This is a genomic window from Fibrobacter sp. UWP2 (assembly GCF_900141705.1).
In the GTDB taxonomy this organism is placed as follows: Bacteria; Fibrobacterota; Fibrobacteria; order Fibrobacterales; family Fibrobacteraceae; genus Fibrobacter.
Window position 1 is genome coordinate 107,137 of the sequence record NZ_FQYM01000003.1, and the last position, 13,520, is coordinate 120,656.

General features: G+C 55.3%; 12 protein-coding genes. 9 read left to right on the forward strand and 3 right to left on the reverse strand.

Annotation, left to right across the window (positions count from 1 at the left end):
• Positions 1 to 14: 14 nt before the first annotated feature.
• Positions 15 to 884: a hypothetical protein gene (locus BUB55_RS03075; protein ID WP_073188119.1), complete on the forward strand. Its 870-nt coding sequence runs from the start codon at positions 15 to 17 to the stop codon at positions 882 to 884.
• Positions 885 to 894: 10 nt separating this feature from the next.
• On the opposite strand, the gene BUB55_RS03080 is transcribed toward BUB55_RS03075, so the two are convergent.
• Both BUB55_RS03080 and BUB55_RS03085 read right to left on the reverse strand, forming a co-directional pair.
• Positions 895 to 1,665, reverse strand: coding sequence for a hypothetical protein (locus tag BUB55_RS03080; RefSeq protein ID WP_073188121.1), 771 nt, complete (start codon positions 1,663 to 1,665; stop codon positions 895 to 897).
• Positions 1,659 to 2,666 carry an MlaD family protein gene (locus BUB55_RS03085; protein ID WP_073188122.1) on the reverse strand — a complete coding sequence of 336 codons (1,008 nt, stop codon included), beginning with the start codon at positions 2,664 to 2,666 and terminating at the stop codon, positions 1,659 to 1,661. Before BUB55_RS03085 ends, BUB55_RS03080 begins: the two co-directional genes overlap by 7 nt.
• Before the next feature lie 99 nt (positions 2,667 to 2,765).
• Here BUB55_RS03085 and BUB55_RS03090 point away from each other — a divergent pair, with 99 nt between their 5' ends.
• A complete protein-coding gene (locus tag BUB55_RS03090; RefSeq protein ID WP_073188241.1) occupies positions 2,766 to 4,043 on the forward strand; it encodes a M18 family aminopeptidase in 1,278 nt (425 codons plus the stop codon).
• On the opposite strand, the gene BUB55_RS03095 is transcribed toward BUB55_RS03090, so the two are convergent.
• Positions 4,008 to 4,943, reverse strand: a complete 936-nt coding sequence (locus BUB55_RS03095; protein WP_073188124.1) for an acyltransferase family protein — start codon at positions 4,941 to 4,943, stop codon at positions 4,008 to 4,010. The two genes, BUB55_RS03090 and BUB55_RS03095, sit on opposite strands and share 36 nt — an antisense overlap.
• A gap of 47 nt (positions 4,944 to 4,990) precedes the next feature.
• On the opposite strand from BUB55_RS03095, the gene BUB55_RS03100 reads away from it, so the two are divergent.
• The 7 genes from BUB55_RS03100 to BUB55_RS03130 all read left to right on the forward strand — a co-directional run bounded on the left by BUB55_RS03100 (position 4,991) and on the right by BUB55_RS03130 (position 13,507).
• Positions 4,991 to 5,458 carry a GtrA family protein gene (locus tag BUB55_RS03100; protein ID WP_234971778.1) on the forward strand — a complete coding sequence of 156 codons (468 nt, stop codon included), beginning with the start codon at positions 4,991 to 4,993 and terminating at the stop codon, positions 5,456 to 5,458.
• A gap of 1 nt (position 5,459) precedes the next feature.
• Entirely contained in the window at positions 5,460 to 7,100 is a 1,641-nt protein-coding gene (locus tag BUB55_RS03105) for an NAD(P)/FAD-dependent oxidoreductase (protein WP_073188126.1), read from the forward strand.
• On the forward strand, positions 7,097 to 8,842 hold the full coding sequence (locus BUB55_RS03110) for a glycosyltransferase family 39 protein (RefSeq protein WP_073188127.1): 1,746 nt from the start codon (positions 7,097 to 7,099) through the stop codon (positions 8,840 to 8,842). Before BUB55_RS03105 ends, BUB55_RS03110 begins: the two co-directional genes overlap by 4 nt.
• A 12-nt stretch (positions 8,843 to 8,854) precedes the next feature.
• Entirely contained in the window at positions 8,855 to 10,591 is a 1,737-nt protein-coding gene (locus BUB55_RS03115) for an NPCBM/NEW2 domain-containing protein (protein WP_073188129.1), read from the forward strand.
• A gap of 139 nt (positions 10,592 to 10,730) precedes the next feature.
• Positions 10,731 to 11,486, forward strand: a complete 756-nt coding sequence (locus tag BUB55_RS03120) for a tetratricopeptide repeat protein (protein WP_234971779.1) — start codon at positions 10,731 to 10,733, stop codon at positions 11,484 to 11,486.
• A complete protein-coding gene (locus BUB55_RS03125; protein WP_073188130.1) occupies positions 11,486 to 12,154 on the forward strand; it encodes a hypothetical protein in 669 nt (222 codons plus the stop codon). The genes BUB55_RS03120 and BUB55_RS03125 overlap by 1 nt, the downstream gene beginning before the upstream one ends.
• A 156-nt stretch (positions 12,155 to 12,310) precedes the next feature.
• Complete coding sequence (locus tag BUB55_RS03130; RefSeq protein ID WP_200778511.1) at positions 12,311 to 13,507, forward strand: expansin family protein; 1,197 nt, start codon at positions 12,311 to 12,313, stop codon at positions 13,505 to 13,507.
• Positions 13,508 to 13,520 lie beyond the last annotated feature (13 nt).

The following is a 13,520-nucleotide window of genomic DNA, read 5'->3' on the forward strand; positions in this document are numbered from 1 at the left end:
AGCAAGAGGTTCCTATGAGGTTTCTTGCTTGCATCTTGTTCGCCATTACCGTGATTGCGGTCGCCTTCCATTTTGCGAAGCCGCTCCCCAGCACGAACTTTGACGAATCGTTCTTGCCCAAGGTTTCTTCGGTCAAGTACATTGCTGCAGGCAACAACGCCTCCGTGGCGGGGCTCTTTTGGATTAAGGGCCTTACCGAACTGGGCGATAGTTTCCTTTCGGGCAAGGAGTACAACTACCTGAGCCATGTGGCGAATATCTGCACCGAACTCGATAGCCTGTTCTACACGCCCTATTACTTTGTCGGTAGCATTACCCCGATAGATACGCAGGACACGACCGACTTTATTGTGATGCGCCGAGCCCTCAGGAATTTCCCGGACCACTGGCGCCTTGCTGTGGGGTTTGCGCTCCGCCTCTCAAAGGGACCTTACCCCGACCCGCATGCGGCTGCCGATGTGATGCGTCCCTATTTCGATAGTCCCGACACGACTATTCCCCAGCATATCCGCCTGATGTACCGCACGTTCGAGCTTGATGCCGAGCAGACTGAGACTGCGCTCGAGATGATCATGAACGACGTGATGCAGCCCCGCTTCAAGAAGTTCCGTGAAAGTTTCTACAACAAGACCTTTCGCGTACTGGGGTACCGCGGGGTAGGTTCACGAACAGGGGCCGATTCTACGGTGTACAACGACGTGAAGGCGACCATCGACGCCTTTGCCGACGGTAAGGTTTACCCGCGCTACGCCTTTGCACACCTGCTTTCATTGAAAAAGGTCGAGAAAAAGGCAGAAGAAGCGCCTGCCGATACAACCGCGACTGAGGCGGTCGTAGTCGAAACTCCCGCAGAGAATGCAACGGGAACTCCCGCCAACAACTAATAACTTGTAACTATTCCCCGCAGCGCTTGGCGTTGTTGGGGAGCCCCATCAGCTCAAATGCGTTTTTGCAACGCAGTTTCAAGTCTTCCTTTTCGTCGTTAGGCGTGCTCTTGAGCTTGGAACGCTTGTACAGGATGGTCGCCGTTGTGTAGGGCTTGTTGCCCTGGATGGATTTAGCCTCGGCGACGCGGTAGAGCGAGTCGGCCTCGCTGATGTTCCCGTTCAATTCGGCCATTTGTGCCGCCGTGTAGGCGTAAAAGCCGCCTTTTTTGCTGGTGGCCTTGCCTGCCAACTTCAAGTATTCCTGGGCGTCGTCATTATGGCGGACACCCGCGCTGGCGATGGCGCATTCGCCATAAAAAGCTCCACGGGTGTTCTCGTCGGACTTTTTGACGGAATCGGCGTTTGCGGAACTGCAAAGCTTGGCGGCGTCGCTGTAGTTTTCACGCGCGTTAGCGAGGGCGACTTTGGCCTTGGTAAAACTGGTGCTGGTGTTCTTGTCCAGAACCTCTTTGCGCACAATGGAAAGCAGGGAGTCGGCGAAGTCCAAGTCCAAACTGATGGTGCGGATTTGCGCCATGGCAATGAGCACGCGGCCTTCTGAGAGGAGGTCCGATTCTTTGCGGCTGGCGAGCAGAGCGCGTTCCAGCTGACCGTAACCCTTGGCGAACTTGCCTGCGTTGAATGACCGTTGTGCCCTTGCCGAGAGCGTTCCCGATTCGGAGGCGCTAGCCAAGGCGGACAAGCCCAGCAAAGTGAGTATGGCGAGACGTTTTACCATAGAGTCTCCACCATGAACGGGACGGAATCCTTTTTAGGCATGGATCTGCGGACTATCCACATGTTTGAGATGCCGTCCATCAAGTCGTCTGCGTTTTGCAGGGTGCCTTCGGTCGTTTCGATAAAGTCGCCGAGACCGGTGAGCATTTTGCCTGCATCACCCAAGAGGTTGTCGACGCGCCCCATGGTAGAGTCAACCGATCCCATGAGCCCGTCCACGTTGGCAAGGAGGGTGTCCACCTTTTGCGGGAGTGGCTTGAATTCGGTGACCATGGTCGAAAGGTCTGTGGTTATCCCGTCGACGCGGTTCAGCAGGGGAGGAACCGCCACATTGAGCGTATCGAGCAGGTTGCTCGTCTTGACAAGGGCGTTCTTTCCGGCGTAGGTAATCATGTCGAGGCGGTTGAGCTGCCTGTTGAGGTTGTCGTAAAGCGTGCGGGAACCGAATACGGCGCCAATGGTCGTACTTGTGTCCATGGTCATGGCGACCAGTGTGTCGGCGGCGTCAATGAGCTTGTTTACGCGGCCCAGTAGTTCGTTGGCTGTTTCAAGGACGGTCTCGATGTCTTGCGCCTTGCCTGCGGGCAGGTAGTCGCCTTCTTCAAGAACACGCCCTTTGCCACGGCGGCAGTCGATGGTAATCACACGAGCCGAGATCACGTTCTGGTCGCGGATGGCGTAAACAGTGGCGCTGTCGGTAATCCAGTTCTGGAATTCTTTGCGGATGGTGAACTCCATGAACACGCCATCGCCTTCGATTTTCATGTCAGAAATTTGTCCGACGTCCACGCCGCTGATTTGGACGCGGGTGCCAGGACGGAGGCCCATGGCCTTTTCGAAGGAGCTGTGGAGTTTGTACTCCTCGACGCCGATCATGCCGCTGTTAAAAAGCTTTGTATAGAGGACAAGCCCAAAGATCAGGACTGCAGCTGTAAAGAAGATGCCGACTAAAAGTCCGGACATTTCCATCCAGTTGATATGTTTAATAGGCTTGAGTCTCATAGTGCGAAATATATATAAATATTACGTAGCAAAAATACCCATAAAATGCGGTTTTAGGATAAATCCTTTTCTATTTTGAAGTTTGAAACAGGAGTTTATATGAATTTTTTGGAGTTTTTGAACTATTCGGTAACCCCCTACCATACGGTCGAATTTTTGCGCAGGGAGTTCTCCCTGGCAGGGTTCGAGTGCATGGATGCGGCTTTGGGTACGCCCCTGGCGTCGGGAAAGGCGTGTTTTGTGGAGCGTTGCGGCGCCCTGGTCGCTTTCCGCATGCCGCGAAACTTTACGACGAAGACCCGTTTTAGGCTGGCCCTGGCCCATACGGATTTCCCGGCGCTAAAAATCACGCCGAACCCCGACAAGGTGTCGGGTGGCGTGCTCAAACTCCATGCCGAAGTGTATGGGAGCCCTCTCTATACCAGTTGGCTCGACCGCGACCTGGGCTATGCCGGCATGCTTGCCTACGAAAAGGGAGGCCGGGTACAAACGAAGCTGGTGCGTGGCCAGGCACTGCTCCGCATCCCGCAGTTGGCGGTGCACCTGAACCGTAGCGTGAACCAGGATGGGCTCAAGGTGAACTCGCAAACCGATTTTGACGCCTTGTTTACGGCGAATCAAACGACGAAGTTTGTGAATGTGTTGCGGTCCGAGCTCGCCGAGGGGGAGCGCCTGCTGGATTTCGATGTACAGCTCTTTGACTCCCAGGTGGCCATATATGGTGGCCTTGAAAACGAATGGGTGTACTCGGGCAGGCTCGATAACCTCTCCAGCTGCCACGCCATTGCCGAGGCTTTGCTGACGGCAGAACCGGCGGCGGACGATGTTTGCGTTGCCTGCTTTGTGAACAACGAAGAGGTGGGCAGCGTGAGTCGCGACGGCGCTGCAGGCAATTTTGTGCGTTCGACGCTTGAGGCGGTTTGGTCGGCTTGCCGCCAAACGGAATCCGTTGGTGCAGTCGCGCTCCCGGTGGATTTCCCCCTAGAGTCCTCCTTCGCGCTCTCTGTTGACATGGCCCATGCGGTACACCCGAACCACCCCGAAAAGCACGAAGAGAACCATGCGCCTGTTTTGGGCGGCGGCGTTGTGCTCAAGACAAATTCGCAAAAGAAGTACGCAAGCGACTTGTTGAGTTCCGCGAAACTCCGAAGGCTTTGCGAGGTGGCGAAAGTTCCGTTGCAGGTTTTTGTGACGCGCGGCGATATGCCGTGCGGCAGCACCGTGGGCCCCACGGTTTCGGCTTCGCTTGGAATCCCGACGGTCGATGTTGGTGAACCCATGCTCAGCATGCACAGTATTCGCGAGATGATGGCCGTGGCTGACCATCAGAGCATGACTGCTTTAGTGAAGGCTCTTTTTTCTGTAGAAGTCGGGTAGAGGCTGGTTCACTATTAGGCTCAAGGGAGAGTACTTGAGTAAAAAGTGGATGGCCGCCGAGAGTGCGATGGCAAAGGCGGTCGCGGTCAATACGTATGCCAAAAATCGGGGGTCGGTCGTGGGCAGAGACCACACGGCAATCCACCAGTCCTTGGCGATGAAGTTCATAAAGAGCGGGAATGCCAATACCTGATGGAACGCGAGCAGGGCGAGGTTTATTTCGACCGGCTTTGCCAAGACTGGGTTTGTGATGCCTCTGCACAAAAGCGTGAAACCGAAACACCCAATTAAGGCGCAGGGGAGGGTGATATAGGCTGCCCTGTAAATGCGGGAAAACATCTCTAGGTGGGCGATTTGCGTAGTGTAGTTGTAAACGCTTAGGAGGTAGGTGACGTACATGAGGCAGAGCCCCACAATGAAGCCGACCATCCGCCTGCGAGTGAGTAGGTTGTACACCTTGGTGCATTTGGGGTGGTGGAACGCATAGCCGAAGTACGTGAAAATGAGCCCGAACAGCATCAGGTCCACAAAGAAGAGTGCGGTCAGGAACCAAATGGCGTATGCCCTTGTTTGGTTGATAATTCTGGAGAAACCGTATAAAATATCGTGGTCGGTAAGATGTGTGTTGGTGAGCGAACGGATGAGGTAGTCAAATAAGACGCATAATATGCCTAGCCCGAACATGGGCAACACGTAGCGCTTGAGTTTTTTCACCAAAAAATCGGCAAAGGTCTGGTTTCCGATTTTAAGCGTCATCCCGTTGAGAAAAAAGAATACAGGCAGGTGGAACGAAAAGAGGAAGGCGATTAGGTTCCCTTCCTTGGCACCGTGCGAGAATACAATCAGTATCATGGCCAAAAACTTGGCGGTGTCAATATATTCGATTCTTTTTGATTCCATAAAAGTTCCGGGGCGATATTAGACAACAAATTTATTATTTTTCAAACGTGGAAAAGGAATTATCGTCCAAAGGAAAACTTAGATCCAGCCTGCCGCCGCGGCAGACTCTTTTGGGGCAGTTCATCCGTTACGTGGTGACGGGCGGTCTTGCCTTTTTTGTCGACTTTGGACTCTTCGCCCTGTTCTTGTATGGTTTTGGTTGGCACTACCTGCTGGCGAATTTGATGGGCCTCCTGGGCGGTCTAGCCATCAACTATTACATCAGCATTGTCTGGGTGTTTTCGGCATGCAAAAGGAATGTGCAGAACCGCGCTGCCGAGATTTCCATTTTTTCGATTATCGGTTTTGCGGGGGTCGGTCTCAACCAACTCACAATGTTCCTGCTGGTCGATTTTGCCGAGCTCAACGAGATGCTTTCCAAGATGGTGGCGGCAGCCCTTGTTTTTATGTGGAATTTTGGTGCCCGCAAGGTGATTCTCTTTCGCGGGAAAAAAATAGAAGAAGGAAGCGTTTAGAATGGTCTCTGAAGATTCAAAGATTGCCGTTATTGCCGGTGCAGGTCCCGCTGGGCTTACCGCGGCATTGGAACTGCTCCGTACCACCGATGTTAAACCGGTTGTTTTTGAAGCCGAAGACGTGCTAGGCGGCATTTCCCGCACGGCCCGCTACAACGGTAACCGCATGGACATTGGCGGCCACCGCTTCTTTAGCAAGAGTGACGCCGTGATGGACTGGTGGCAGGGAATTTTGCCGTTGCAGGGGAGCGCCTCCCGTGACGATATCGCCATTGGCAGAAGTGTCCCTCTTGCCGCGGGCGGTCCCGATCCCGAAAAGAGCGACCGCGTGATGCTTTGCCGCAGCCGCCTCAGCCGCATCCTCTTTTTGCGCAAGTTGTTTGACTACCCGGTGAGCCTGAACGGGGCGACCATCAAGGGCCTTGGGCTTTGGCGCATGTTCAAGATAGGCATGAGCTACCTCAAGGTGAAGGTGACGCCCAAGCGCAAGGAAAAGAGCCTCGAAGATTTTATGATCAACCGCTTTGGCGTGGAACTCTACCGCACGTTCTTCCGCGACTATACCGAGAAGGTGTGGGGTGTGCCGTGCAGCGAAATCAGCCCCGACTGGGGTGGCCAGCGTATCAAGGGCCTCTCCATTACCAAGACGGTGCTCCACGCGCTGCGCCAAATTTTTGCAGGTTCCGCCAAGGGGGCGGACTCCGCGAACGGTGCGGACATCCGTCAAAAAAATACCGAGACGAGCCTCATTGGGCAGTTCCTTTATCCGAAGCTAGGCCCGGGTGAACTTTGGGAAACCGTCGCCGACGAAGTGAAAAGGCTGGGCGGCGAAATCCACATGAATTCAACGGTTGTGAAGGTGAACCGCGAAGGCCGGCGCATCGCAAGCGTTGTTGTGGAATCCCGCGCGGCAGATGGGAACGGCGCCGCCACTACCGAGACGATCCCCTGTGACTACTTCCTCTCGACCATGCCGGTGAAGGACCTGGTGAACGCCATGGACGGCGAAAAGGATCCCGTGCCTGCCGAAGTCAAGCGCGTCTCCGAGGGCCTCGTGTATCGCGACTTCATAACCGTAGGGCTCCTCCTTGACAAGCTCCTTATCAGGAATCCTGCCGCTCCGGGCTCTCCTGAGAGCAAGCTCAAGTTCGTCGCCGACAACTGGATTTACGTGCAGGAGAGCGACGTGAAACTCGGCCGCATTCAGGTGTTCAACAACTGGAGCCCCTACCTAGTGGCCGACCCCGAAAAGGTTTGGATTGGCCTCGAGTATTTTGCCAACGAGGGCGACGAAATGTGGAACATGAAGGACGAGGACTTTATCAAGTTCGCCATTTCGGAACTCGACAAAATCGATGTCGCCCGCCCCGGGGACGTGCGCGACTCCGTGTGCTTCCACATCAAGAAGGCGTACCCCGCCTACTTTGGCACCTACGGCGAATTCGGCAAGGTCCGCGAATACGTGGACGGCTTCGAGAACCTGTTCCTCATGGGCCGTAACGGCATGCACCGCTACAATAACATGGACCACAGCATGCTCACCGCTATGGAGACTGTCAAGTGCATTCGCGAGGGCAAAACCGACAAGCGCGACTGCTGGAATGTGAACAGCGAAGAAGAATACCACGAGGACAAAAAATGAAGTTCGTCAAGAAGTTCCCAGAGATAGTGATTGCCCTTGCTATGGTCGTGATGGCCGTCCTCCAGTATGCGGGCGGTTCTTCGATTTCGAACGTCCTGTTCCATCGTGGCGGTTCCACCACCAACGAACTTCTTCCCATCAGCACTCCCATGCAAACGGGTGAGCCCTTCACGGTCGAGATGGACTTGAATCTTGGCCTTGCAGGAACCTTTGAACTGAACGTGCACCCCGACGACTGCGTCACGGGCATGACGGTGAACGGCGTCGTATTCCCGCACACGAACTATCCCGGCTACTGCAGCTGGAACCAGGGCTTTACAGTGGGGAGTGACGAGTTTAAACGCGTTTTGGGCCCCAAGAGCTCGGGCAAGTACCATGTGGTTTTCGAGATGCACAACAACTCGGGTCTGGGCGGCATCACCGCCGCGCTCAGCACCCACGGGGTCCTTCCGGCGATTCTCTCGGTGGCGTTCTATGCGCTGCTTGGTTTGTTGGTGTTTATGGTGGGGGCGCGCCTTCGCATTGACAAGCGCCTGTTGTTCTGTTTCTTCTTGGGCCTCCTTTTGCGAGTCGGGTATACACAGAACACTTTTTACGACGAGCGCGGTCACGACGTGGGCGGCCATATCGCCTACATCCAGACCATTGCCGAAAAGCACCACATCCCCGGCGACAAGGAATGTTGGAGCTGCTACCACCCGCCGGTTTATTACGTGCTCTCGGCGGGCTCATGGAGCCTGGCCAAGTTCCTGAACGCATCGCCCTTCTCGTTTGTGCAGTGGCTCGACTTTATATTCTCGCTGGTGGCGCTCGGTTTTGGCCTTGCGTGCATCAAGGCGCTCCTCTACGGGAACTCGCGACTTATCGCCGGGCTCTTGTGGAGCGTGTGGCCCTCGTTCTTGTTGGCGTCGCCACGGGTGGGTAACGATATCCTGCTCTACGCCTTCTATGCGGTAAGTCTCTGGGGCGTTTTGAACTACCTAAAGACGAGCAAGGGGCAGTTCCTCATCACGGCTGTGGTCGCGGCGACGCTCGCCTACTGGACCAAAACCTCGGGCGCCATCGCCTTTGCGGCAATCGGGGTCGCCGTCCTGGTGCATTTTGTGCCGCGCGTCTTTACGGCAAAGCCGCGCAAGCTCGAGTGGGTCTCCATCGGGCTCCTCGTGGTGCTTGGCGGTTGGATCGCTTTCTTAACGCTCACCAATAGCGTGGTCGCCAACGCGGCGGGCAACGATAACACAGTGCTCGTCACGAACAGCCCTGGCAACTTCTTGTACTTCGACTTGCAAAAGTTTCTCACGAACCCCTACATTGACCCGTGGCACGATGAACTCGGCCGCCAGTATTTTTGGAATTACCTCGCCAAAACTTCGCTGTTCGGCGAATTCACGCTTTTGAATACCGACGCGGGCAAGTGGTTTGCATGCCTTGCGAGTTTCTGCTTTGTAATCCTCGTCGGCTTTACGATGGCGGGTCTCTGGCGCAAAAAGTGGAACAGGGTCGATGTGGTTTTGGTTACGCAGATGCTCGCCTTTTTTGTATCGATGATCGCGCTCCGCCTCAAGTACCCGTTCTCGTGCAGCAACGATTTCCGCTACATTGTGCCGGTGCTCCTCAGTGTGCTTCCGTTTACCGCCGAGGGCATTTGCGGTGATGGCGCCAGCGTCAAGCGCCGGGTGTGCGGGTGGACCGCCGTTGTTATTTTTGCGGTGAGCGCGTCGATTGTCGTTTTGGGGGCGTAAGGGTATAGACTCATGCTAGATTATGTAAAAAGAACGCGTTTTTTTGTTTTTTGGGGAGTCGTTTGCCTGCTTGCGAATTTCTTCTGCACCTATGCCGAGGGCTATGACGGCGACCAAAGTTTTTGGGTCGGCTGGACGCAGCAGCTGGTGGACGGCGGTTTCGGAAACTTCAGGGGCAACTACCCGCCGGTCTACGTCTTTTGGCTCTGGGTGGTGGCGCATATCCATAGCTTGTTTGGTATCGGCATCGGCAAGACGTTTTTTTTGAAGTTCATGTGCCTGTGGCCCGTGTATTTTTCGCACCTGCTTTTGCTCGACGGCCTTTGCCGCTTTATGGACCGTTTCCTATACCCCGAGTGGAAACGCCACGCGCTGGCGGGCTTTATTGCGCTGAACCCGGCGATTTTGATTGCGGGCCCCATTTGGGGACAGGTGGACTTGGTTCCGGTGGTGTTCGCGATTGCTGCCATGTACTGCATGTGCTTCCGCCGTACCACAAAGTTCGGACCCATGTTCTACGTGCTCTCGCTCCTCGCCAAGTTCCAGATGATCCTCTTTTTGCCGGTGTTTGGCGGGCTGTTCCTCAAGCATTGGCGCCGTTCCTGGAAAGGACTTGCACTCATTGTGCCTGCGGCGCTGGTGGTGCTTTTGCCGTTTGCCATTGGCGGGAACTTGCTCGACATGCTCTCCCGTGCCTACGTCAAGACTACGGAACAGTACCCCTATGCGACGTTCAATGCCGCCAACCTGTGGTACCTGTGGGTGGGCAACGCCGTCCCCGACACTGTACTCGTATGGGGATTCTCTGAACAGGGACTCGGGTTTATTTTCAAGCCGGGCATTCTGGGCAAGTTGCTTTTCATCCTGGTGTCGATTTTTACTTTGGTCAAAACTATCTTGAGTAAGAACGTGCGCACCGTGTGGGCGCTCGCCTTTTTGAACGCGGTCGCCTTTTTTGCCGTGCTCCCGGGCATGCACGAACGCTACCTGCTCTACGCCATCCCGGTGGGACTTTGCTGGCTCGTGTGGGACTCGCGCCGCGCCGTTGTTTGGGTTGCGCTAGCGACATTCGCTGCGATGACGAACATTTCGCTGATTGTCCCCTTCAAGGGACCCAGCGTTTGGAATTTCGCTTCGTTTACGGCATGTGCTGTTCTTGTGCTTACCATGGTTTCGCTCGCGTTCCCCAAGGTTTGGGGCAAAATTTTTGAGCTGGCTTCCCGTGTCAAGTGGCGCCGCTTTGTGCCTTATGTTTTGCTCTTGGTGATTCTCCTTGTTTCTATGACCAATCTTTTGATTAGGATGCAGCCCAGTTCCGCCCCCACAGGAGACAACATCGTGTTGTTGACCAAGATGCCCATGGACGTGCTTAAGCAAGATTACAAGAGCCCGCAAAGGAACCGCTCTGTGGAGGAGCGCCCCATCCAGGTGAACAACCGCATTTACCGCGACGGCATTGGCACACACGCTAGCTCCAGGCTCCTGTTCCAGTTGCCCGAGAATGCTGATTCCCTGTACATTGGTGCCGCCATTGACGACGAGACTTATTCACATGGCGATTGCGAGTTTTCTATTAGGCTGGACGGCAATGACGTGTGGAGCAGTGGCCGGGTCGCCGGCGGGGACCGCGCCAAGTTCACAGCCTTGTCGGTTCGCGGCTTTAGCACCTTGGAACTCGTGACGGATGCGCTGGGCTCGAACACCAGCGACCATGCCGATTGGCTGCTGCCATACATTAAGCTGAAGTGATTCTGCGTAAATCCCTAAAAAGGTCATTTTTCAAAACAGATAATATGATAAATATGCCGTTTTTTTTTAGAAAACGGCGGTACTTTTCGGCAGGCGAATTTCGTATATTTTGGGGCGAAAAGGATTTTGAAGCGACTTTATGATGCGATTGAATATACGTGGATTGATTTTTTTGATTGGCGCGGTTCTTGTCGCAGGGACGTTTGCCCGGCCCATCAACGACGGGAATAAGCTTTTTGCCGCCGGAGATTACGAAGGCGCCCTCAAAAAGTACATGGAGGCCCGCGAGGCAGAACCCGCGAACCCCATGCTCTTCTACAACATTGGAACTTGCCAGTACAAGCTGGGCAACTTTGAAGAGGCCAAAAAGGAGTTGGAGAGTGCCGTGCGTATGCCCGACAAGAAGATGGCCGCGAAGGCCGCCTACAACCTGGCGAACACGCATTTCCGCATGGGCGAGAAGGCCGCCGAAGGCAGCGAACGCATTGCGGCCTGGCGTGAGTCGGTTGCTTATTTGAAAAAGGCCATCGACCTCGACAACAATTTCGAGAACGCGAAGAAGAATGTGGAAATTGTCCAGCGCAAGCTGAAGGAAGAACTCGACAAGCAGAAAGAGAACAAGGACCAGAATCAGGACCAGAACAACGACCAGAAACAGCCGCCGCTTTCCGAGAAGGCGAAGGAGGTTCTGGCGCGCGCATTGCAACTTTGCAAGGACGGCAAGTATGCCGAAGCGAAGGAGATGCTCGAGAACCTGATTGCCGAAGACGAGACTGCGGGCCAGCTGAGCGGCCACGTGCAGCGCATCGACGACGTCATCGAAATCAAGGCGGGCCGCAAGCCCAAGGCGAAGATTGACGCCAGCAACACCGACAACGACCTGGAGGTAATCTGATGAAAAAGATTATGCTTACAGTCGCGGTGATGTTCCTTGCGGTGGCAGCCTTTGCGGCGCCCAAGTCGGCGAGCGCTTACTACAGCGATGCCGCCTTCCAGTACATCGAGAACCGTCTGCCGTCTGCAGAAATCACCTGCAACGAGGGCCTGCAATACTACCCGAACGACCAAAAGTTGCAAATGCTCCTTGACCGCATTAAAGAGGCCAAGGACGAGCAGAAGAACGAGAACAAGAAGAACGACAAGAACCAGGATAACAACCAGGACCAGAATCAGGATCAGAACCAAGATCAGAATCAGGACCAAAATAAGGACCAGCAGAACCAGGACCAGAACGGCGATGGCAATTCCAGCGGGTCCGAGAGTTCTTCGAGCCAGGGCGATGACCAGAATCAAGACCAGCAGGGCGGCGGCCAGTCCAGCAGCAGCCAGGGCGGTGAAAGTTCCGACAGCAATGGCGGGCAGCAGCCCGAGCCGCAACCCGAACAACCGCAGGAAAATTCCAGCGACAGCCAGGGCGAAGAACCCCAGGAACAGCCCGTGCAGATGGGTGAGATGACTCCCGAAGAGGCGGCGCAGCTCCTGAAGGACTTTGACGAGCAGAACGGCGAACGCAAACCCTGGAAACCTATCCGCGGGCAGGCTAGGCCGGCCAAAGACTGGTAAGCCGAGTGTCGCGACGGCAAGCTTGCTTGCCGGCATGACCGAGGCGCCGAGTCTTGCGCTCGAAGAGCGCAATGATTGGTAAGCCGAGAGTCGCGCGAAATCGACCTCAGTATGTCATCCCCGACCTGGTCGGGGATCTTTTTTATATTGTATTACATGAGACTTCATGTACTTGTTTTTTTATGTGCGCTTTTGACTGCGGCGTTTGTCGCCTGCGGTGACGATTCCAGTTCCGGTACGGATGCCTCAGTTACGGAAAGTTCTTCGGAGCAGGCTCTGTCGAGTTCCGCGCAGTCGCCTGAACGTTCGTCTTCGAGTGTCGCGCCGGTATCGAGTTCCGCGCAGTCGCCTGAACGTTCCTCTTCGAGTGTCGCGCCGGTATCGAGTTCCGCCGAGGTCGAGTCGTCGAGTTCGGTAGCTCCCGTGTCGAGTGATACTCCGGAATCCAGTGCCGGCGACGTTTCCAGCTCCAGCGCGGCTCCGGCTTCTTCGGCAACCCCCGGCTCGTCCGAAAACATCGTAAGCTCTTCCAGCGTTTTGCCTGCATCCAGTTCCAGCGAAACGGGGCCCGAATCTAGCAGCAGCGAAACTGCTCCGGAATCTTCCGAAGATGACGGCGATGATGGCAAGTGCACCGACTGCGATAGCTATACGGCAGCCGACCCGGAACTTACTGAAAACGGCGGCAAGGGCTCCGTTACCACTTACGGGAGCATTACCGCCAAAGAGACTAGCTTGGGTGGCGCCTGTAATTATGGACAAACTAATATCCAGTATTACGCGGCTATCCACGTGAACGTTTCTCCGGGTGACGAAAAGGGTCCGTGGAATGGCGGTGCGGCCTGCGGCGGCTGCGTGCGCGTAAAGGCGCGGACCCCCGATGGCTGGAAGCGTGTGACGGTGCGCATTACCGACCGCTGCCCCGATGCCAACTGCGGTGTGGACCTGGGCGGTGCCCCGGCTGCCGACATCATGGGCAACCGCGTGGGCCGTTACTATGGCGAATGGGAATTCGTGAGCTGCGAGGGCGTCGACGGCGTGTGGGGCGATTCTACGTCGATCTGGGTCAAAGAAGGCGCGAGTACTTTTTGGAGTATTATCCAGGTGCGCAACCCGAAGGACATGGTGGATTCCATCACGATTTATGGTGTAGATACTCGCGACTTTTACGGGCTCGAGATGGTCGTGGGTACCGAGAATTTCTGGACCGTGCCTCAGGCCGTCTTGCAGACGGACAACCGTTACCGCGTCGTAGTGAAGTACCGCACCGGCAAGGATGACGAGTGGCATATCAAGGGGTCTGAACTTGCCGTGCCCGAGGCGAACTTGTACCTGTACGAACACAGGGAATAGAATATATTTTCCA

Excerpts from the sequence above, each read along its gene's own strand:
- BUB55_RS03075 (WP_073188119.1), top strand. The coding sequence starts at position 15 with ATGAGGTTTCTTGCTTGCATCTTGTTCGCCATTACCGTGATTGCGGTC.
- BUB55_RS03080 (WP_073188121.1), bottom strand. The coding sequence starts at position 1,665 with ATGGTAAAACGTCTCGCCATACTCACTTTGCTGGGCTTGTCCGCCTTG.
- BUB55_RS03085 (WP_073188122.1), bottom strand. The coding sequence starts at position 2,666 with ATGAGACTCAAGCCTATTAAACATATCAACTGGATGGAAATGTCCGGA.
- BUB55_RS03090 (WP_073188241.1), top strand. The coding sequence starts at position 2,766 with ATGAATTTTTTGGAGTTTTTGAACTATTCGGTAACCCCCTACCATACG.
- BUB55_RS03095 (WP_073188124.1), bottom strand. The coding sequence starts at position 4,943 with ATGGAATCAAAAAGAATCGAATATATTGACACCGCCAAGTTTTTGGCC.
- BUB55_RS03105 (WP_073188126.1), top strand. The coding sequence starts at position 5,460 with ATGGTCTCTGAAGATTCAAAGATTGCCGTTATTGCCGGTGCAGGTCCC.
- BUB55_RS03110 (WP_073188127.1), top strand. The coding sequence starts at position 7,097 with ATGAAGTTCGTCAAGAAGTTCCCAGAGATAGTGATTGCCCTTGCTATG.
- BUB55_RS03115 (WP_073188129.1), top strand. The coding sequence starts at position 8,855 with ATGCTAGATTATGTAAAAAGAACGCGTTTTTTTGTTTTTTGGGGAGTC.
- BUB55_RS03120 (WP_234971779.1), top strand. The coding sequence starts at position 10,731 with ATGATGCGATTGAATATACGTGGATTGATTTTTTTGATTGGCGCGGTT.
- BUB55_RS03125 (WP_073188130.1), top strand. The coding sequence starts at position 11,486 with ATGAAAAAGATTATGCTTACAGTCGCGGTGATGTTCCTTGCGGTGGCA.
- BUB55_RS03130 (WP_200778511.1), top strand. The coding sequence starts at position 12,311 with ATGAGACTTCATGTACTTGTTTTTTTATGTGCGCTTTTGACTGCGGCG.